Origin of the sequence: Corynebacterium sp. HMSC065D07, from assembly GCF_001810695.1 — a bacterium.
Lineage (GTDB): Bacteria > Actinomycetota > Actinomycetes > Mycobacteriales > Mycobacteriaceae > Corynebacterium > Corynebacterium hesseae.
In genome coordinates this window covers 1-210 of the sequence record NZ_KV802446.1, presented here as the reverse complement: position 1 = coordinate 210, position 210 = coordinate 1, and the positions used below count along the sequence as shown (strand labels likewise).

General features: G+C 54.3%; 1 pseudogene. It reads left to right on the top strand.

What is annotated here, in order from left to right:
- Positions 1 to 210, top strand: a pseudogene (locus tag HMPREF2760_RS12955) (HNH endonuclease); the annotation flags it as partial.

Here is a 210-nt window from a genome sequence, read left to right as displayed (position 1 = left end):
TACCTGCTGGACCCCTACAGTGGGGATGTTATCTGGCTTTTCGCTGACGGTACCTGGACCATCAACGAAGCAGAAGGACCCCTGGCACCAAAACAAAAACGGTGGGCGCAAACAGTCGCCCAACACATCACCGCCACCAGGAAACGTGTGCGCGAAGAAGCCCAACACCTCAAACAAGAACTCGACGACTACGCACAACAACAAGCCAAA